At 71.2% G+C, this 17923-nt stretch carries 18 protein-coding genes and 1 pseudogene; 14 read left to right on the top strand and 5 right to left on the bottom strand.

All coding sequences use genetic code 11. From position 1 onward, the window contains the following. Window positions 1–14: 14 nt before the first annotated feature. Window positions 15–719, bottom strand: a complete 705-nt coding sequence (locus ACZ434_RS21005; protein ID WP_468457966.1) for a L,D-transpeptidase family protein — start codon at window positions 717–719, stop codon at window positions 15–17. Between the two features lie 3 nt (window positions 720–722). Next, window positions 723–1310, bottom strand: coding sequence for a pyridoxamine 5'-phosphate oxidase family protein (locus tag ACZ434_RS21010; protein ID WP_468457968.1), 588 nt, complete (start codon window positions 1308–1310; stop codon window positions 723–725). Between the two features lie 302 nt (window positions 1311–1612). Here ACZ434_RS21010 and ACZ434_RS21015 point away from each other — a divergent pair, with 302 nt between their 5' ends. The 5 genes from ACZ434_RS21015 to ACZ434_RS21035 all read left to right on the top strand — a co-directional run bounded on the left by ACZ434_RS21015 (window position 1613) and on the right by ACZ434_RS21035 (window position 7619). Continuing rightward, window positions 1613–2806, top strand: a complete 1194-nt coding sequence (locus ACZ434_RS21015; protein WP_468457970.1) for an argininosuccinate synthase — start codon at window positions 1613–1615, stop codon at window positions 2804–2806. A gap of 111 nt (window positions 2807–2917) precedes the next feature. Next, entirely contained in the window at window positions 2918–4348 is a 1431-nt protein-coding gene (argH, locus tag ACZ434_RS21020; RefSeq protein WP_468457972.1) for an argininosuccinate lyase, read from the top strand. Between the two features lie 122 nt (window positions 4349–4470). Continuing rightward, window positions 4471–5442 (top strand): aldo/keto reductase, encoded by a 972-nt coding sequence (locus ACZ434_RS21025; protein WP_468457974.1) that lies wholly within the window; start codon window positions 4471–4473, stop codon window positions 5440–5442. An 87-nt stretch (window positions 5443–5529) separates the two neighbouring features. Next, window positions 5530–6099, top strand: a complete 570-nt coding sequence (locus ACZ434_RS21030; protein WP_468457976.1) for a TetR/AcrR family transcriptional regulator — start codon at window positions 5530–5532, stop codon at window positions 6097–6099. Continuing rightward, window positions 6096–7619: an MFS transporter gene (locus ACZ434_RS21035; RefSeq protein ID WP_468457978.1), complete on the top strand. Its 1524-nt coding sequence runs from the start codon at window positions 6096–6098 to the stop codon at window positions 7617–7619. The genes ACZ434_RS21030 and ACZ434_RS21035 overlap by 4 nt, the downstream gene beginning before the upstream one ends. Before the next feature lie 248 nt (window positions 7620–7867). On the opposite strand, the gene ACZ434_RS21040 is transcribed toward ACZ434_RS21035, so the two are convergent. Continuing rightward, on the bottom strand, window positions 7868–8539 hold the full coding sequence (locus tag ACZ434_RS21040) for a lysophospholipid acyltransferase family protein (RefSeq protein WP_468457980.1): 672 nt from the start codon (window positions 8537–8539) through the stop codon (window positions 7868–7870). 426 nt (window positions 8540–8965) lie between these two features. On the opposite strand from ACZ434_RS21040, the gene ACZ434_RS21045 reads away from it, so the two are divergent. The 3 genes and pseudogenes from ACZ434_RS21045 to ACZ434_RS21055 all read left to right on the top strand — a co-directional run bounded on the left by ACZ434_RS21045 (window position 8966) and on the right by ACZ434_RS21055 (window position 10913). After that, window positions 8966–10135 carry a glycerophosphodiester phosphodiesterase gene (locus ACZ434_RS21045; protein ID WP_468457982.1) on the top strand — a complete coding sequence of 390 codons (1170 nt, stop codon included), beginning with the start codon at window positions 8966–8968 and terminating at the stop codon, window positions 10133–10135. 49 nt (window positions 10136–10184) lie between these two features. Then, window positions 10185–10358 (top strand): annotated as a pseudogene (locus ACZ434_RS21050) (sigma-70 family RNA polymerase sigma factor); the annotation flags it as partial. A gap of 57 nt (window positions 10359–10415) precedes the next feature. After that, window positions 10416–10913 (top strand): GNAT family N-acetyltransferase, encoded by a 498-nt coding sequence (locus ACZ434_RS21055; protein WP_468458278.1) that lies wholly within the window; start codon window positions 10416–10418, stop codon window positions 10911–10913. Here the strand turns inward: ACZ434_RS21055 and ACZ434_RS21060 are convergent, their stop codons facing one another. Next, window positions 10914–11354, bottom strand: a complete 441-nt coding sequence (locus tag ACZ434_RS21060) for a hypothetical protein (RefSeq protein ID WP_468457984.1) — start codon at window positions 11352–11354, stop codon at window positions 10914–10916. It lies immediately after the preceding gene. Between the two features lies 1 nt (window position 11355). After that, complete coding sequence (locus ACZ434_RS21065) at window positions 11356–11715, bottom strand: hypothetical protein (RefSeq protein ID WP_468457986.1); 360 nt, start codon at window positions 11713–11715, stop codon at window positions 11356–11358. A gap of 126 nt (window positions 11716–11841) precedes the next feature. On the opposite strand from ACZ434_RS21065, the gene ACZ434_RS21070 reads away from it, so the two are divergent. The 6 genes from ACZ434_RS21070 to cbiE all read left to right on the top strand — a co-directional run bounded on the left by ACZ434_RS21070 (window position 11842) and on the right by cbiE (window position 17654). Further along, window positions 11842–12492, top strand: coding sequence for an HAD family hydrolase (locus tag ACZ434_RS21070; protein ID WP_468457988.1), 651 nt, complete (start codon window positions 11842–11844; stop codon window positions 12490–12492). A gap of 399 nt (window positions 12493–12891) precedes the next feature. Continuing rightward, complete coding sequence (locus tag ACZ434_RS21075; RefSeq protein ID WP_468457990.1) at window positions 12892–13929, top strand: methionine ABC transporter ATP-binding protein; 1038 nt, start codon at window positions 12892–12894, stop codon at window positions 13927–13929. Then, on the top strand, window positions 13926–14663 hold the full coding sequence (locus tag ACZ434_RS21080) for a methionine ABC transporter permease (RefSeq protein ID WP_468457992.1): 738 nt from the start codon (window positions 13926–13928) through the stop codon (window positions 14661–14663). The genes ACZ434_RS21075 and ACZ434_RS21080 overlap by 4 nt, the downstream gene beginning before the upstream one ends. A 63-nt stretch (window positions 14664–14726) precedes the next feature. After that, window positions 14727–15554 carry a MetQ/NlpA family ABC transporter substrate-binding protein gene (locus ACZ434_RS21085; RefSeq protein ID WP_468457994.1) on the top strand — a complete coding sequence of 276 codons (828 nt, stop codon included), beginning with the start codon at window positions 14727–14729 and terminating at the stop codon, window positions 15552–15554. A gap of 133 nt (window positions 15555–15687) precedes the next feature. Next, window positions 15688–16326, top strand: a complete 639-nt coding sequence (locus ACZ434_RS21090; protein ID WP_468457996.1) for a GNAT family N-acetyltransferase — start codon at window positions 15688–15690, stop codon at window positions 16324–16326. A gap of 116 nt (window positions 16327–16442) precedes the next feature. Next, window positions 16443–17654: a precorrin-6y C5,15-methyltransferase (decarboxylating) subunit CbiE gene (cbiE, locus tag ACZ434_RS21095; RefSeq protein WP_468457998.1), complete on the top strand. Its 1212-nt coding sequence runs from the start codon at window positions 16443–16445 to the stop codon at window positions 17652–17654. Window positions 17655–17923 lie beyond the last annotated feature (269 nt).

Here is a 17923-nt window from a genome sequence, read left to right on the forward strand (position 1 = left end):
AGAAATTCCCGGGTTCAGTAGCGGGTGATCGCGGTGCGCCCGCTCGTGGTGCCGATCGCGAGGTGCGGTGAGCGTCCGGGATCGGCCCAGCGCAGGATCCGGCGCATCGCGTCCCGGGGTACGGACACGCATCCCGCGGTCGCCCCGCGGCCGTTGACGTGCAGGAAGATCCCGGCGCCCCGCCCGCGCACCGGGCGGCGGTAGTTGAAGTCCACGACGAGGGCGTGGGCGTACTGCGCGCGGTAGGTGATCAGGTGTTCGGCACGGTCGGCGCGGCAGTCGGCGGCGCGGGGCTCGCTCCAGCGGTTGTAGGAGCGCGAGTCGTTGTCCTGGCACCACCAGGAGTCCCGGCGCACGGGACGGTAGGTGTACGCCGTCCCGCGTGGGGCCGCCTCGATGCCGAAGGCGTACGGCAGGCCGTACAGCCCCGTCGGTGTGGTGTTCGTGCCCTGCCGCCGGGCGGTGCCCTCGGCCAGGCCCTGCGCGCCGAAGCGGGCCGGCGCGGAACCGGCCGCGACCCAGCGTCCGCCCTCGCGGTCCCACCAGGTGACCGTGCCGGACGTGGAGCCGGTGCCCGGGGCGACGGCGGTGATCAGCTGGGTGCCGCCCCCGGTGTCCGCCATCCGGTCCGGCAGCGGCGACGACGGCCGCCCGCCGGCGGCGATCAGGAGCAGGGACAGGGAGACGAGGACGGCGGCGGGGGCGGCACCTGGGCGCATGGCTCAGACGGTAGAGGGGGGCAGCGGCAACGGCAGCCCGGGGAGTCCGTCCAGGCTGGTCGCGACGTACTCCTTCTTGGTGAAGTACGCGTCGAGCGAGGCGTCGTCCTCCCGCGCGAACCGCTTGCCGTGCAGGTCCCGTTCGCTCTCGTACGCCATGAAGGGCACCGCGTATCCGCAGGTGTCGCGGATCAGTTCGGCCGTCACGACGACGACGGCGCGCAGGCCGTGGGTCGTGTGGTCGATGTCGGGGAAGCGGGCGAGCAGCTCCGGGAAGCGCGGGTCGTCCCGGAAGACGGGCTCCCCGCGGCCGTGCACGCGCACGATGTTCGGCGGCCCCTGGAACGCGCACCACATCAGGGTGATCCGGCCGTTCTCCCGCAGATGGGCGATGGTCTCGGCGTTGGAGCCGGCGAAGTCGAGGTAGGCCACGGTGAGCTCGTCGAGGACCGCGAAGGACCCCTTGAGCCCCTTGGGCGAGAGATTGACCGTCCCGTCGGCGGACAGGGGGGCGGTGGCGGTGAAGAAGAGGGGCTGTTCCTCGATGAAGGTGCGGAGGCGGCCGTCGATGCGCTCATAGGTCTTTCCCATGTCGCGCCATTATGGACGCAGGTCTTTCGACTGTCTAAGGAAATTTCCGTGGCCGCCCCGGCCGGCGCGTACACGGGGCGGCCACAGCGCCTGTCACCTCACCCGGTGAGCGTGCAGGCGGCCAGGAGGTTCAGGCGCGCGGGGGTGTTCGGCGAGAGGTACGGGGAGACGCTTTCGCGCGTTCACGCACCGGCCCGATCCGGCCGCTGGCTGAAAGCAGTGCGCTGACGAGGCGGATTGACGAATCATGCGGGCTCCTGCATACTCATGCATATCAGCGAATGCACTGTGAGGAGAAACCCGTGACCGAGCGCGTCGTACTCGCCTACTCAGGCGGTCTGGACACCTCCGTCGCCATCGGCTGGATCGCCGAGGAGACGGGCGCCGAGGTCATCGCCGTTGCGGTCGACGTCGGCCAGGGCGGCGAGGACCTGGACGTCATCCGCAAGCGCGCCCTCGCGTGCGGCGCCGTCGAGGCCGAGGTCGCGGACGCCAAGGACGAGTTCGCCGACGAGTACTGCCTCCCGGCGATCAAGGCCAACGCCCTCTACATGGACCGCTACCCGCTGGTCTCCGCGCTGTCCCGGCCGACGATCGTCAAGCACCTCGTCGCCGCCGCGCAGAAGCACGGCGCCACCACGGTCGCCCACGGCTGCACCGGCAAGGGCAACGACCAGGTCCGCTTCGAGGCCGGCATCGTCGCCCTCGCCCCCGACCTGAAGTGCATCGCCCCGGTCCGCGACTACGCCATGACCCGCGACAAGGCCATCGCCTTCTGCGAGGCCAAGGGCCTGCCGATCGCCACCACCAAGAAGTCCCCGTACTCCATCGACCAGAACGTCTTCGGGCGCGCCGTCGAGACCGGCTTCCTCGAGGACATCTGGAACGCGCCGATCGAGGACGTGTACGAGTACACGCAGAACCCCGCCGTGGCGCGCGAGCCCGACGAGGTCGTCATCACCTTCAAGGAGGGTGTGCCGGTCGCCATCGACGGCAAGCCCGTCACCGTCCTCCAGGCGATCCAGCAGCTCAACGAGCGGGCCGGCGCCCAGGGCATCGGCCGGATCGACATGGTCGAGGACCGCCTCGTCGGCATCAAGTCCCGCGAGGTCTACGAGGCGCCCGGCGCCATCGCCCTGATCACCGCCCACCAGGAGCTGGAGAACGTCACCGTCGAGCGCGAACTGGCCCGCTACAAGCGGCAGGTCGAGCAGCGCTGGGGCGAACTGGTCTACGACGGCCAGTGGTTCTCCCCGCTCAAGCGCGCCCTGGACGGCTTCATCACCGAGGCCAACCAGCACGTCAACGGCGACATCCGGATGACCCTGCACGGCGGCCGCGCCGTCGTCACCGGCCGGCGCTCGGAGTCGTCGCTGTACGACTTCAACCTGGCGACGTACGACACGGGCGACACGTTCGACCAGGCGGCGGCGAAGGGGTTCATCGACATCTACAGTCTGTCGGCGAAGATCGCCGCGAAGCGGGATCTGGTCTGACCGGGCCGGTCGCTGTGGGAGGGGAACTGCGGGCCCGCTGTGGCTGGTCGCGCAGTTCCCCGCGCCCCTTTCCGGGGTGCTTCACATCACCATCTTTGAGGAGCGCAGTCAGTGAGCAGCAACAGCGGTGACGTACGGCTCTGGGGTGGGCGGTTCGCCGACGGGCCCGCCGAGGCCCTGGCGAAGCTGTCCGCGTCGGTCCACTTCGACTGGCGGCTGGCGCCGTACGACATCGCCGGTTCCCGTGCGCACGCGCGTGTGCTGCACAAGGCGGGGCTGCTCACCGAGGACGAGCTGACGCGCATGCTCGACGGACTCGACCGGCTCGAAGCGGACGTCGCCGACGGCTCCTTCGTGGGCACCATCGCCGACGAGGACGTCCACACCGCCCTGGAGCGCGGCCTGCTGGAGCGCCTCGGCCCCGACCTCGGCGGCAAGCTGCGCGCCGGCCGGTCCCGCAACGACCAGGTGGCGACCCTCTTCCGCATGTACCTGCGGGACCACGCCCGTACGATCGGCGGTCTGATCGCCGACCTCCAGGACGCGCTCGTCGGCCTCGCCGAGGCCCACCCGGACGTGGCCATGCCCGGCCGCACCCACCTCCAGCACGCCCAGCCGGTGCTCTTCGCCCACCACGTCCTCGCCCACGTCCAGGCGCTGTCCCGGGACGCCGAGCGGCTGCGCCAGTGGGACGAGCGCACGGCGGTGTCCCCGTACGGTTCCGGGGCGCTCGCGGGCAGCAGCCTCGGCCTGGACCCGGAGGCGGTGGCGAAGGACCTCGGCTTCGAGCACGGCAGCGCCGCCAACTCCATCGACGGCACTGCCTCCCGGGACTTCGTCGCCGAGTTCGCCTTCATCACCGCGATGATCGGTGTGAACGTCTCCCGGATCGCCGAGGAGGTCATCATCTGGAACACGAAGGAGTTCTCCTTCGTGACCCTGCACGACGCCTTCTCCACCGGCTCGTCGATCATGCCGCAGAAGAAGAACCCGGACATCGCCGAGCTGGCGCGCGGCAAGTCGGGCCGCCTCATCGGCAACCTGACGGGCCTGATGGCCACCCTCAAGGCCCTCCCGCTCGCCTACAACCGCGACCTCCAGGAGGACAAGGAGCCGGTCTTCGACTCCATCGACCAGCTGGAGATCCTGCTCCCGGCCTTCACCGGCATGATGGCCACCCTCACCGTGCACCGCGAGCGCATGGAGGAGCTGGCCCCGGCCGGTTTCTCCCTCGCCACCGACATCGCCGAGTGGCTGGTCAAGCAGGGCGTGCCGTTCCGCGTCGCGCACGAGGTGGCCGGCGAGTGCGTCAAGGTCGCCGAGTCCGAGGGCAAGGAGCTGGACGAGCTGACCGACGAACAGTTCGCCAAGATCTCCGCCCACCTCACCCCGGAGGTCCGCACGGTCCTCAACGTCCCCGGCGCCCTCGCCTCCCGCAACGGCAGGGGCGGCACGGCCCCGAGCGCGGTCGCGATCCAGCTGGCAGAGGTGAAGCGGGACGTGGCCGACCAGCACGCCTGGGCAACGGCGAAGAAGCGGTAGAGCGACATCCTCGGGGCGCGGGGCTGTCCCGGGCTCTTCGGCGCCCCGGTTCCGCGAGCGGCGCGGCGTCGCGGGTTACGTTTGGTCGGAACGCCGAACCGGACCGACCGACGGAGCCCGCGATGCCCTTCGCCCGACTGGCAACAGCGACGACCCCCACCTGCCACATCGGCCTCGGCCTCGCCGCCATCGGCCGCCCCGGCTACATCAACCTCGGCCGGAACACCGACCTCGGGGAAGACCGCAGCGTGCGCACACTGCACGCCCGCACCCACGAACTCCTCGACGCCGCCTACGCCCAGGGCGTGCGCTACTTCGACGCCGCCCGCTCCTACGGCCGCTCCGAGGAGTTCCTCGCCGACTGGCTGAAGCAGAGGGCCGACGTCGACGACGTCGTCATCGGCAGCAAATGGGGCTACACCTACACCGCCGACTGGTCCACCGACGCCGAACGGCACGAGGTCAAGGACCACTCCCTCGCCGCCTACGAGCGCCAGCGCGCCGAGTCGGACGCGCTGCTCGGCGACCGGCTCGACCTCTACCAGATCCACTCGGTGACCCCGGAGAGCCCCGCCCTCACCGACAAGGAACTGCACGCCCGGCTCGCGGAGGCGGCGGCCCAGGGAGTCACCGTCGGCTTCTCCACCAGCGGCCCCGCCCAGGCGGACGCCATCCGTACCGCCCTCGCCGTCACGGTCGACGGCGAACCCCTCTTCCGTACCGTGCAGTCCACCTACAACGCCCTGGAGACCTCCGCCGGGCCAGCGCTCGCCGAGGCCCATGACGCCGGACTCACCGTGATCGTCAAGGAGGGCATGGCCAACGGCCGGCTCGCCGCCCCCCACGCGCCCGAGGCGCTGCGGGCCGTCGCCGAGGAGACCGGCCTGGGCTGTGACGCGGTCGCCCTCGCGGCGGTGCTGCGCCGGCCGTGGGCCGGTGTCGTCCTCTCGGGGGCGGCGACCACCACCCAGCTCGCCTCCAATCTGCACGCCGCCGCCGTCGACCTCACCGACGACCAGCTGTCCCGGCTCGACGCCCTGGCCGAGGAGCCGGGGGCCTACTGGGAACGGCGCGGACAGCTGCCCTGGCACTGATCCACGACACCGGCACAGCCACCACAGTGATGAGACGCATGCGCCTTGAATGAGACATCCATGTCTCATATGCGGTACTGTCGACTCATGGCTGTCGACCGTGACCAGGTGCTGCGCAGTGCCGCCACCCTGCTGACCCGCAGATCCACCGCGACCATGGACGAGGTCGCCAGGGCCGCCGGGATCAGCCGCGCCACCCTGCACCGGCAGTTCGCCGGGCGGGAGGCGCTGGTCCGGGCGCTGGAGGCGCTCGGGATCGCGGAGTGCGAGGCCGCCCTGGATGCGGCCCGGCCCGACGAGGGGCCGGCCACCGACGCGGTGCGGCGCGTGATCGCCGAGATCGAACCGCACGCCCCCCTGCTCGCCTTCCTCTACAGCGAGAACCAGCTGTTCGAGGGGGAGGAGCAGAACGAGGGCTGGGCCAGGATCGACGAACGCGTCGCCGCCCTCTTCGTGCGCGGCCAGGCGGACGGGGAGTTCCGCATCGACCTCACGCCGGCCTGGCTGACCGAGGCGCTCTACGGACTGCTCGCCTCCGCCGCCTGGGCGGTGGCCGAGGGCCGCGTGGCTCCCAAGGACTTCACCCACATGATCGTCGAGCTGCTGCTCGGCGGCGTACGTCGTCAGGACGACCCGGCGCGAAGGAAGGAATCATGACCAGCGCCCTCCGGCAGGAGACCATGACCGAGGAGGCCAGGCGCCCGGGCCGGTGGCTCGCGCTCTCCGTGCTGGTGCTCGCCGTACTGCTGGTGGCCGTCGACGCGACCGTCCTCGGCCTGGCCACCCCCTACATCAGCGAGGACCTCGCCCCCACCGGCAACCAGCTGCTGTGGATCGGCGACGTCTACTCGTTCGTGATCGCCGGTCTGCTGGTCTCCATGGGCAGCCTCGGCGACCGCATCGGCCGCAAGCGCATCCTGCTCTTGGGCGCCACCGCGTTCGGTGCGATATCCGTGCTCAACGCCTACGCCCACACGCCCGAGTTGATGATCGTCGCCCGGGCCCTGCTCGGTGTCGCCGGCGCCACCCTGATGCCGGCCACGCTCGCACTGATCCGCAACCTCTTCCACGACCCCCGCGAACGCAGCCTCGCCATCGGCATCTGGGGCGCGACCGCCTCCGCGGGCACCGCGGTCGGGCCGGTCCTGGGCGGATTCCTGCTCGAACACTTCTGGTGGGGCTCGGTCTTCCTGATCAACCTGCCGGTGATGGCCGTCCTGGTGGCCGTCGGCGTCAAGCTGCTCCCCGAGTCGCGCACGGCGAACCCCGGCCCGTGGGACATGACCAGCGTGTTCCTGTCCCTGGTCGGCATGATCGGTGTCGTCTACGCGGTGAAGGAGACCGCGAGCCACGGCTTCACCTGGCCCGCTCTGACCGCCGGACTGCTGGGCGCGGGCGCCCTGTACGGCTTCGTGCGCCGGCAACTCACGCTCCCGGCCCCGCTGCTGGACATGCGGCTCTTCCGGCACCGCGGCTTCAGCGGCGCCGTCCTCGCCGACCTGCTGACCATCCTCGGCCTGTCCGGGCTGGTGTTCTTCCTGTCGCAGTACCTGCAACTCGTGCAGGGGCGACGCCCGCTGGAGGCGGGCCTTGCCGAACTGCCCGCCGCGATCGGCGCGGTGGCGGCCGGACTGTTGGCCGGCCGGGCCGCCCGCCGGTTCTCGGTGCGCTCGGTCGTCGCCGGGGGACTGGCCGCCATCGGACTGTCCCTGGCCGCCCTCACGGTGATCGGCCAGTCCACCGGCTACCCGCTGCTCGGGGCATCGCTGCTGGTCGTGGGCCTGGGCGCCGGCTTCTCCTTCACGGTGACCGCCGACGTGATCCTCTCCAGCGTGCCCAAGGAACAGGCGGGCGCCGCCTCCGCCGTCTCCGAGACGGCGTACGAACTCGGCGCGGCCCTGGGTATCGCCGTACTCGGTTCGATCGTGACCGGCGTCTACCGCGGCTTCACCGGCCCGGCCGGCACCCCCGCGGAGGCCCACGAGTCCCTGGGCGGCGCGGTGGAGGCGGCCTCCCACCTCCCCGCCACCATCGCCGACCCGATGCTGGACGCGGCCCGCCAGGCCTTCGTCGACGGCCTCACCCTGGCGGCGGGCACCGGAGCGACGGTCCTCCTGGCAGCGTCGGCAGCGGCCTGGTTCATGCTCCGCGACCAACGCCTGGAAGACCACCCGTAGCGGCACGGGGGGCTGGGAAACGAACGGCTGAACAGCCCATCTCAGCGCCGCGGGTTCCGGGAAGCGAGCGGCTGAACAGCCCACCTCAGCGGCACCGGTCCCGGGAAACAAGCGGCAGGACAGCCACCCAAGGGGCGCGGGGCTGATTCACCGTGCGGCTCCGCCGCGTGGGCGCGACCAGCCACAACGCACCCGCGCCCGAAAGGCAACCCGAGCCCGCCCCTGCCCAGGCACAGCGCAGCGCAGCGCTACGCGGCCTTCGCCTTGCTGGCGTACATGTCCACGTACTCCTGTCCCGACAGCCGCATCACCTCGGTCATCACCGAGTCCGTCACCGCCCGCAGGACGTACCGGTCACGGTCCATGCCCTCGTAGCGCGAGAACTCCATCGCCTCACCGAAGCGGACCGTCACCCTGCCCGGCCGGGGGAGCCCCGCGCCCCCCGGCTGGAGCTTGTCCGTGCCGATCATGGCGAACGGCACGACTGGCGCACCGGTCATCAGGGTGAGCCGGGCGATGCCGGTGCGGCCCCGGTAGAGACGGCCGTCGGGGGAGCGGGTGCCCTCGGGGTAGATGCCGAAGACGTTGCCCTCCTCCAGCACCCGGCGCCCGGTCATCAGCGCCGCCACCCCGCCCCGGCCGCCGTCGCGGTCGACCGGGATCATGCCGACGCCCGTGAAGAACCACGCCATCAGCCGGCCCTTGAGGCCCTTGCCGGTGACGTACTCGTCCTTGCCGATGAAGAAGACCTGACGGTCGCAGACGAGCGGCAGGATCATCGAGTCGATGAAGGTCAGATGGTTGCCGGCCAGGATGACGGGACCGTCGCCCGGAATGTTCTCCGCACCCTCCACCCGTGGGCGGAACATCAGGCGCATGATCGGACCGAGCACTGCCTTGATGAGCGCGAAGCGGGACAACGGACCCTCCGGTTCGGAAGCGGACGTGGGTGAATGCCGTTCGAGTCTGTGCAGGTGAGGACATTACTCGCGGCCCGGGGGGTTGCGCACATCGGGCTCGTGTGTGTTCACCGGGCTCTTACTCGCCCGTGACCCGGGTTCATCTGCGGCGGCCCGCCCGTGGGCGGCGCGAAACACGGCCGTCACGCTGTGACGGACGTCGCCCTGACCCGCACACCGGCCGGAGTGCCCCCGTCGGCCGTACCCAATCGGACGAGCCGTCACATCACCGCCGGAATACGACAGACGTACGTCATCCGTATGAGGGGCGTACGACACCCGATCTCAGCCGTGTGTTCGGCCGCGGGTCTCCCGTACGTCAACCGCGCGCACCTACGATCGGCCCGCACCGGACGAGCCGGCACAGCCGACACCAGGAGGACGCTCATGGCAACGCGGGAGTCGAACGAACAGGCGGGCGGAACCGGACGGCGGGCCCTCCTCGGCGCGGCCGTGCTCGGCGCCTCCGCGGCGGCCCTGGCGCCGGCGGGCACCGCGAGAGCCGCCGGCGCCCGGCACGGCGGCGGCCGGGGGCTGAAGAGCCTGCCCGTGCCGACGATCATCGGTCACCGGGGAGCCAGCGGCTACCGGCCCGAGCACACCCTCGGCGCCTACCAGCTCGCCCTCGACATGGGCGCGGACATCGTCGAGGCCGGTGACCTCGTGCCCACCAGGGACGGCCACATCGTGTGCCGGCACGAGCCGGAGATCGGCGGCACCACCGACGTCGCCGACCACCCCGAGTTCGCCGGCCGCCGCACCACCAAGACGCTGGACGGCGTCCCCGTCACCGGCTGGTTCACCGAGGACTTCACCCTCGCCGAACTGAAGCGGCTGCGCGCCGTCGAGCGCATCCCCGCCAACCGCCCGCACAACACCCTCTACGACGGCCGCTGGGAGATCCCCACCTTCGAGGAGGTGCTGCGCTGGCAGGACGAGCAGACCCGCAAGCGCGGCAAGCAGGTATGGATCTACCCCGAGACCAAACACCCCACCTACTTCCGGGGCCTCGGCCTGGGCCTGGAGGAGCGGGTCGCGAAGATCCTGCGCCGGCACCACAAGCACCGCCGGAACTCGCCGGTCATCCTCCAGTCCTTCGAGCCGACCGGCGTCCAGCGGCTCAGCAGGCTCGTGGACAACCCGCTCGTCGTGCTGCTGTCCGGCGCCGGCAGCCGGCCCTGGGACTTCGTCGAGTCCGGCGACCCGCGCACCGTCGCCGACCTCATCACCCCCGAGGGCCTGAAGGAGATCGCCTCCTACGCCCAGGGCATCGGCCCCACCCTCGACCTGGTCGTCCCGCGTGACGCGGACGGCAGGCTCACCCGTCCGACCACCCTGGTCCGCGACGCACACCGGGCCGGACTGATCCTGCACCCCTACACCCTGCGCAACGAGAACCCCTTCCTGCCCGCCGACTTCCGCAGGGGCACCGACCCCGACGCGTACGGAGACGTCTTCGGTGCCTACCGCGCCTACTTCGCCACCGGCATCGACGGCGTCTTCACCGACCACCCGGACACCGGTCTGCTGGCCCGCGAGGACTTCGTCAACGACTGACCCGCACCGCCCGGGAGGGGGAGGCCGTGCCGCTCCGGGCAACCGTGTCCGGAGCCGCTCCCGCTGCCCCGGGCCGACGGCGGCCCTGCTGTCCCCTCGAGATCCGGCATACCGGGAATTCGCAGGGGAGTTGGGTATCTCACAGCGCAGTGTGGGCCCGGAACGTTCCAGATGCCTGGGATGTCTGCGTCGTTTGCTCACGCCGGAGGTTGCGGCGCGCTGAGGACGGGGATAGGAGTGAGGGACGACAGGTGATCAGGTGAGCGGGAGGCGTGCGCACATGGGCATGAGCGTGACCATCTCTGCGGCGGCCGAGCAGGACGCGGAGCAGATCTTCAGGTTGCAGTACCTGTGCTTCCAGAGCGAAGCGGCCCTCTACGGCAACTACCGCATCGACCCCCTCGTCCAGAGCCTCGACTCGGTGCGCGAGGAGGTCGCCGCCGACTGCGTCTTCGTCGCCCGCCTCGGCGACGAGATCGTCGGCTCGGTGCACGGAAGGATCACCGACGACGGCGCCGCCGCGATCGGCAAGCTCTGCGTCCACCCCCGCCTCCAGGGACACGGCATCGGCGCCCGTCTGCTCGGTGCGGCCGAATCCGCACTCGCCGGCGAGTGCGGCGCCCGGACGTTCCGGCTGCACGCCGGACACCGCAGCGAGAGCAACCTGCGGCTCTACAGCAAGGTCGGCTACCAGCGGGTGGGCACGTCCAAGGGCACGGACGGCGTTCCGATGATCGTGCTGGAGAAGAAGGCGGAGACCTACGCGACGACCGCCTGATCAGGCCCCGGCGCGCCGGGGCCGCGCCCGGCGCAGCCAGTACACGGCGGTCAGCGGCAGCAGCACCGGAATGAAGAGGTACCCCATCCCGTAGTCCGACCACACGGTCGCGTCCGGGAAGGCGGACGGATCCACCAGCGTCCAGGTGCCGATGGTGAGGACGCCCACCAGCTCGGCGGCGCAGCACACCAGCGCCGCCCTGCGGGCCGTCTCCCCGCCGCGCACCAGGGTGTAGGTGATGAAGCCGTAGACCAGCCCGGCCACCGCCGACAGCGTGTAGGCGAGCGGCGCCCGGTCGAACTCGGTGGCGATCTGGTACGCCGAGCGCGACACCGCTCCGACGACCATCACCCCGTACAGCCACACCAGCAGCAGCCCCGGCCCGCCGATCAGCCGCGCCCGGTCCGTTCCCTGCTGCGTCTTCTCCTGTGTCGCGGCCATCTCAGCCTCTCCAGATGTCAAAGAGCCGCACCTCGAGCACGGCCAGCACGACACCGCTCGCGGCGACCGTCAGCGAGCCCCAGCGGGAGCGCTCGCCCAGCGACAGGAAGCCGGCCGCCGGCACGCACGCGAACGAGCCGAGCAGATACGCCACGAAGAGCGTCGTGCCCTGCTCCGGCTTCTCGCCCCGGGCGAGCTGCACGAACCCGACGGCCAACTGCGCCAGGGCCAGCAGCGTGACCACGGCCATGCCGATGAAGTGCCAGTCCTTCGTCGGCTGATCACGGTAGGCGGCCCACCCGCACCAGGCGGCGAGCAGCAGCGCGGCGGCAGCGGTCACCACCGTCAGGACGTCAAGCATGGCAGCGACCCTATTACGCCGGAGAATGCCGGCCGCGTCCGCCCCCGGCAGCGCCCCGTCCGAGGTCCGGGTGCCCGGCACGGTCGTCCGCCCGGCACGGTACGCCGGGCCCGTAAGGTCGATGGCATGACCATCCATGCACAGGCCCTGCTCTTCGACAACGACGGAACCCTCGTCTCCTCCCTGCTGTCCGTGCAGCGCTGCTGGACGCGGTGGGCCGGGGAGTACGGCATCACCGCCGAGCAGTTCGCGCGGGTGGAGCTGCACGGGCGGCCGGCCGCCGAGATAGCCGCAGACCTGCTGCCCGCCCATGTCGTACCGGAGGCCGTCGCACGGATCGAGGACCTGGAGGTGGAGGACGTGCCCCGGGGAGGGGTGCACCTGCTGCCCGGCACCCGGGAGTTCCTCGCCGCGCTGCCCGCCGAGCGCTGGGCCGTGGTGACCTCCGCCACCCGGCGCCTCGCCGAGGCCCGCCTCGACGCCGTCGGCATCCTGCCCAAGACCCTCATCGCCGCCGACGACATCACCCGGGGCAAGCCCGACCCCGAGCCCTACCTCCTCGCCGCCCGCACCCTCGGCGTCGACCCCGCCGACTGCGTCGTCTTCGAGGACGCCCCCGCCGGGCTCCAGGCGGGCCGTGCCGCCGGCATGGCGACCGTGGCCTTGGCCACAACGCACCAGGCCCACGAGCTGACCGCCGACCTCGTGGTCGAGGACCTCTCGGCCTTGTCCGCACTGGTCACGGACACGGGAGTGGAGATCGCCGTACGCCCCTGACGTGCGCGCACGGCTGTCCACCGCTGTCCAGTATACGGACAGCGGTGTCCGGTCAGGAGTGAACCTCTGCTTTACTGGCCGCATGACCACGACGAGCGACCGCATCCCTGCGACCGAGGCGACCACGACGCCCGGTGCTCGCCGTACGTGTCAGTACCGAATGTGCGCCTTCTAGAGGGCCCCCGCACCAACTGAGCCTCGCGCCCCGAAGCGAGAGCCGGCCCAGGTCCGCGCCCGTGCCCCGCACCCGCGACCGAGCCACGCCCCCGCGCGCACGTTTCTCCACGGTCCCCCGGACGCTCTCCGCGAGATCCGTGCTGCCCGGCTGCCCGCGACCCCTGATCGCCTCGTGCCCGGCGCCCCCGAACCGCCGCGCACTCGACAGTGACGGATACCCACGTGATCACCACCTCGGGACTGACGAAGATCTACCGCTCACGCGGCCGCGAGATCACCGCCCTGGACGGCGTCGACCTGCACGTCCGCGAAGGCGAGGTCTACGGCGTCATCGGCCAGTCCGGCGCCGGCAAGTCCTCCCTCATCCGCTGCGTCAACCTCCTGGAGCGCCCCACCGCCGGAACGGTGACCGTGGCCGGCCAGGACCTCACCGCCCTCGCCGGGCGCGGCCCGCGCGCCGGACGGGAACTGCGGCAGGCGCGCAGCCGCATCGGCATGGTCTTCCAGCACTTCAACCTGCTGTCCTCGCGCACCGTGCAGGACAACGTCGAACTGCCCCTGGAGATCCTCGGCACGTCGGGGAAGGAACGTTCCCGCAAGGCGATGGAGCTCCTCGACCTGGTCGGTCTCGCCGACAAGGCCAGGGCCTACCCCGCCCAGCTGTCCGGCGGCCAGAAGCAGCGCGTCGGCATCGCCCGCGCCCTCGCCGGCGACCCCAAGGTGCTGCTCTCCGACGAGGCCACCAGCGCCCTCGACCCGGAGACCACCCGCTCGATCCTCCGGCTCCTGCGCGACCTCAACCGGCAGCTCGGCCTCACCGTCCTGCTCATCACCCATGAGATGGACGTGGTGAAGGAGATCTGCGACTCGGCCGCCCTCATGGACCGGGGCCGCATCGTCGAGTCCGGCACGGTCGGAGACCTCCTGGCCACACCCGGCTCCGAACTCGCCTCCGCGCTCTTCCCGGTCGGCGGCGAGGCCTCCGGCGACGACCGCACCGTCGTCGACGTCACCTTCCACGGCGACAGCGCCACCCAGCCGGTCATCTCCCAGCTGTCGCGCACCTACAACATCGACATATCGATCCTTGGCGCCGCCATCGACACCGTCGGCGGCCTCCAGGTCGGCCGGATGCGCATCGAACTGCCCGGCCGCTATGAGGACAACGTCGTTCCCATCGGCTTCCTGCGCGAACAGGGCCTGCAGATCGACGTGCTCGACCGGGAACAGCCCGTGCTGGTCAAGGAGGCCGCCAAGTGACCTGGACCCAGATGCAGCCCCTGCTCGAACAGGCGTGTATCGAGACGCTGATCATGGTCGGCTGGTCCACCCTGATCGCCGTCGCCGGCGGCCTCCCGCTCGGCATCCTGCTCGTCCTCACCGACCGGCACGGACTGCTGCAGAACACCGTGGTCAACAAGGTCATCGGGCAGATCGTGAACATCGGCCGCTCGATGCCGTTCATCATCCTCATGGTCGCCCTGACCAGCTTCACCCGCTGGATCACCGGTACGTCCATCGGCAGCGAGGCCGCGATCGTGCCGCTCGCCATCAGCGGCATCCCCTTCTTCGCCCGCCTCGTGGAGACGGCCGTGCGCGAGGTGGACCACGGGCTCGTCGAGGCCGTACAGGCCATGGGCGGCAACACCTGGACGATCGTCCGCAAGGTCCTCGTACCCGAGGCGCTGCCCTCGCTGATCGCCAGCACCACCACCACGGTCATCGCCCTCATCGGATACTCCGCCATGGCCGGTGCCGTGGGCGGCGGCGGCCTCGGCGACTTCGCCGTCCGCTACGGCTACCAGCGCTTCGACAGCGAACTGATGTGGATCACCGTCGCGATCCTCGCCGTGGTCATCTCGGTCATCCAGTTCGCCGGCGACTTCGCGGCCCGCGCCCTGCACCGCCGCGGCGCCCGCTCCGGCCCCGGACCCGCCCTGCGGCTCCTGAAGTCCAAGGAGCCCGCCACGGGCGACGTCGGCAAGGTCGCCTGACACCCCCCGAACTCCCCGTACTCCCCGATACGGGGCCGCACCACCCAAGGAAAGGCACTTTTCGTGCGTAACACCGCCAAGATCACCACCGCTGCCCTCGCCACCGGCGCCCTCACCCTCGGCCTCACCGCCTGCGGCGCCGACCAGGACGCCGCCTCCGACCCCTCCGGTCCGCTGATCGTCGCCGCGAGCCCCGTGCCGCACGCCGAGATCCTGACCTTCGTCAAGGACAACCTCGCCGAGGAGGCCGGCCTCGACCTCGAGGTCAAGGAGTTCACCGACTACGTCACCCCGAACACCGCGACGGAGGACGGCTCGGTCGGCGCCAACTTCTTCCAGACCCAGCCCTACCTCGACGACTTCAACAAGAAGAACGGCACGCACATCGTGTCCGTCGTCGACGTGCACCTGGAGCCGCTCGGCCTCTACTCGAACAAGGTGGACAAGGTCGACGCGCTGAAGAACGGCGCGACCATCGCGATACCCAACGACACCGTCAACGAGGGCCGCGCCCTTCAGCTGCTCGCGGCCAACGGCCTGATCACCCTCAAGGACGGCGTCGGCACCGCGGCGACCCCCGCCGACATCACCAAGAACCCCAAGGACCTCACGTTCAAGGAGCTGGAGGCGGCCCAGACCCCCCGCTCCCTCGAGGACGTCGACGCCGCGGTCGTCAACGGCAACTACGCCATCGAAGCGGACCTCAAGCCCTCCGAGGACGCCCTCGTCCTGGAAGCCGCCGAGGGCAACCCGAACAACAACCTCCTCGCCGTGAAGGAGGGCCAGGAGGACGACCCGCGCGTGAAGAAGCTCGCCGACCTCCTCACCTCCCCCGAGGTGAAGAAGTTCATCGAGGACAAGTACGCCGGTTCCGTGCTCGCGTCCTTCTGATCCCGCGCACCCGGCACCCACGGGGGCCGCTCCACCGCGGTGGAGCGGCCCCCGTGGTGCGGTCCGGTGCTTTCATGCTGCATGCTGGGCAGTTCAGCAGTACCCGACGGTCTCTCAGGTTACGGAGCGGCGCATGACGAGCACCTTCCCCGGCATCTCCATCAGCACGGAGCGGTTGGTGCTGCGTCCCCTCGACACGGACGACGTCCCCGCTTTCACCGCGATGATGAACGACGAGCAGGTCACCGCCTGGACCGACGCCCCCCAGCCCTTCACCGAACACGACGCCGCCGCCTGGATCACCGACGAGGCCCCCGCCCGGCGCGCGTCCGGCCGCGGACTCGACCTCGCCGTCACCGAGTTCCTCACCCAGCGCCTGGTCGGCGTCATCCGGCTCGCCGCCACCGACTGGCAGGTGCGGTCCACCGAACTCTCCTACATCGTCGCCCCCTGGGCGCGCGGCGAGGGCTACGCCTCCGAGGCCGCGCTCGCCACCGCCCAGTGGCTCTTCGGCGACCAGAAACTCCAGCGCGTGGAGCTGCGCACCGCCGCCGACAACACCGCCGCCCAGCAGGTCGCGCAGAAGATCGGCTGCATCAGCGAGGGCGTGCTGCGCGGCGCCTGCATAGCCCGGGTCCGCACCGAGGACGGCGGCTGGAGCGACGTACGCACCGACTACATCGTCTGGAGCCTGCTGCCCGAGGACATCGAGGGCGCGGACGGACAACTGGCCGACACGGGCGGCTTCTCCACCTACCCGGACTGGAACTGACGACCTCCGCGGGCGCCCCCGAGGCGGTCCATGGCCGCACCGGGTAATCTCAGCGGACCGCCCCGAGGGCGGAACAGCCGACGACGACCCGCGACATCCCCAGGAGACTGACGACGATGGCCGACCGGGTCACGGTGATCGGCTGGGACGGTTCACCGCTGACCGCCGCGGCCCGCGCCGCGCTGAGCGCCGCCACACTGGTGGCCGGCGCCGGCCACCACCTCGCGCTCCCCGAGGTGCCCGCCGGGGCCGAACGCATCCGGCTCGGATCCGTCGCCCTTGCCGCCCGCCGCATCGCCGGCCACCGCGGCACGGCGGTCGTCCTCGCCGACGGCGACCCCGGCTTCTTCGGCGTCGTACGGACCCTGCGCGCACCGGAGTTCGGCCTGGAGGTCGAAGTCGTGCCCGCCGTGTCCTCGGTCGCCGCCGCCTTCGCCCGCGCCGGAATGCCCTGGGACGACGCCCACGTGGTGGTCGCCCACCCGCGCACCCTGCGCCGCGCGGTGAACGTCTGCCGGGCCCACACCAAAGTGGCGGTTCTCACCTCACCCGGCGCCGGCCCCGCCGAACTGGGCCTGCTCATGGAGGGAATCCACCGCACCTTCGTCATCTGCGAGGAACTCGGCACCCCGCGCGAGCAGGTCAGCGTGGTCACCTCCGACAAGGCCGCCGACCACACCTGGCGCGACCCCAACGTCGTCATCGTCGTCGGCGGGCGGGCCGGCACCGGTGACTCCGGCGGCTGGATCGCCGGACGCGACCCCTCGGGCGGCCCGCGCGGCTGGACACTCCCCGCCGGGGAGTACGGCCGCGAACTCGGCGAGGGCGAACGGGAACCCCTGCGCACCTCCCAACTCGCCCGCCTGGGACCGCGCCTGGGCGACCTCGTCTGGGACATCGGCTGCGGCAGCGGCGCCTTCGCCACCGACGCCGCCCGGGCCGGCGCCGCCGTCATCGCCGTCGACAGCGACCCCGACGCCTGCGCCCGCACCGACGCCACCGCCCGCCGGCACGGGGTCCGGCTCCAGATCGTCCACGGCACCGCTCCCCACGTACTGGAGAACCTCCCCGAACCGGACGTCGTCCGGGTCGGCGGCGGGGGAGCGGCCGTGGTCTCCGCGGTCGCCGACCGCCGCCCGCAGCGCATCGTCACCCACGCCGCCACGCGTGACGCGGCCGAACTCATCGGACGGAACCTGACCGAACACGGCTACCGGGTCGAGTGCGCCCTGCTGCAGTCCGTCGAACTCGACACCCGGGCCTGGACGGAGAAGGAACGGAGCGTCGCGTTCCTGCTCAGCGGGGTACTGCCCGCACGCGGCGACTGATCCGATTGCCGTCCCCGTGATCGGATTGTCCCACCGCGCGGGGTAGGCTGGCCGATCGTTGTACCGCACCCGGACATGCGGCGGTTCGCCGTTCACCGTCCGGAAAACGCGCCCGTTGGGGGGTGAGTCGCGGTACGGCAGGAAACCGGAGGACGCGCAACGTGGCGCAGTCCACAGCGGAACCGTCGCCGATCAAGCTGACGCGACGGCCGTGCGGCCGCGACAATGCCAGTGAATGGCTTTGTCGCCTTTTTCGGGCGGGCCGTTCG

This window comes from Streptomyces sp. NPDC030893 (assembly GCF_055571535.1).

What these genes read in the sequence shown, in the direction of transcription:
- ACZ434_RS21005 (WP_468457966.1), bottom strand. Translation starts at nt 719, where the DNA reads ATGCGCCCAGGTGCCGCCCCCGCCGCCGTCCTCGTCTCCCTGTCCCTG.
- ACZ434_RS21045 (WP_468457982.1), top strand. Translation starts at nt 8,966, where the DNA reads ATGGCAACGCGGGAGTCGAACGAACAGGCGGGCGGAACCGGACGGCGG.
- ACZ434_RS21090 (WP_468457996.1), top strand. Translation starts at nt 15,688, where the DNA reads ATGACGAGCACCTTCCCCGGCATCTCCATCAGCACGGAGCGGTTGGTG.
- ACZ434_RS21060 (WP_468457984.1), bottom strand. Translation starts at nt 11,354, where the DNA reads ATGGCCGCGACACAGGAGAAGACGCAGCAGGGAACGGACCGGGCGCGG.
- ACZ434_RS21010 (WP_468457968.1), bottom strand. Translation starts at nt 1,310, where the DNA reads ATGGGAAAGACCTATGAGCGCATCGACGGCCGCCTCCGCACCTTCATC.
- cbiE (WP_468457998.1), top strand. Translation starts at nt 16,443, where the DNA reads ATGGCCGACCGGGTCACGGTGATCGGCTGGGACGGTTCACCGCTGACC.
- ACZ434_RS21035 (WP_468457978.1), top strand. Translation starts at nt 6,096, where the DNA reads ATGACCAGCGCCCTCCGGCAGGAGACCATGACCGAGGAGGCCAGGCGC.
- ACZ434_RS21025 (WP_468457974.1), top strand. Translation starts at nt 4,471, where the DNA reads ATGCCCTTCGCCCGACTGGCAACAGCGACGACCCCCACCTGCCACATC.
- ACZ434_RS21070 (WP_468457988.1), top strand. Translation starts at nt 11,842, where the DNA reads ATGACCATCCATGCACAGGCCCTGCTCTTCGACAACGACGGAACCCTC.
- ACZ434_RS21055 (WP_468458278.1), top strand. Translation starts at nt 10,416, where the DNA reads ATGGGCATGAGCGTGACCATCTCTGCGGCGGCCGAGCAGGACGCGGAG.
- ACZ434_RS21030 (WP_468457976.1), top strand. Translation starts at nt 5,530, where the DNA reads ATGGCTGTCGACCGTGACCAGGTGCTGCGCAGTGCCGCCACCCTGCTG.
- ACZ434_RS21065 (WP_468457986.1), bottom strand. Translation starts at nt 11,715, where the DNA reads ATGCTTGACGTCCTGACGGTGGTGACCGCTGCCGCCGCGCTGCTGCTC.